Source organism: Halomonas sp. ND22Bw (assembly GCF_003011945.1).
GTDB lineage: Bacteria > Pseudomonadota > Gammaproteobacteria > Pseudomonadales > Halomonadaceae > Halomonas > Halomonas halophila.
On sequence record NZ_PXWD01000499.1, the window covers coordinates 1 to 318 of the forward strand.

Below are 318 nucleotides of genomic sequence, written 5' to 3' on the forward strand. Positions count from 1 at the left end.
CGATCGAGGCGTAGAGTTCGGCCTGCGCCTTGTTGGCGACGCGTAGGGACGACACGGGCCAGATCACCATCTTGTAGCCCATCTGCTCGAACTCGGCGGCCGTGTAGAAGGGCGTCTTGCCGAACTCGGTCATATTGGCCAGCAGGGGCACACCGGGCATGGCCTTGGCGAACTTCTCGAACATTTCGCGGGTGTTGAGCGCTTCGGGGAAGATGCAGTCGGCGCCCGCGTCGACATACATCTTGGCGCGGTCGACGGCGGCGTCCAAGCCATCCACGCCAGCCGCGTCGGGGCGGGCCAAGATGACGAAGTCCCGGC

At 65.1% G+C, this 318-nt stretch carries 1 protein-coding gene; it reads right to left on the reverse strand.

Translation table 11 applies throughout. The annotated features are described in order from the left end of the window. A partial coding sequence (locus CVH10_RS19100) for an isocitrate lyase/phosphoenolpyruvate mutase family protein (RefSeq protein ID WP_369335884.1) occupies positions 1 to 301 on the reverse strand: 301 nt, incomplete at its 3' end. Between the last annotated feature and the right edge of the window lie 17 nt (positions 302 to 318).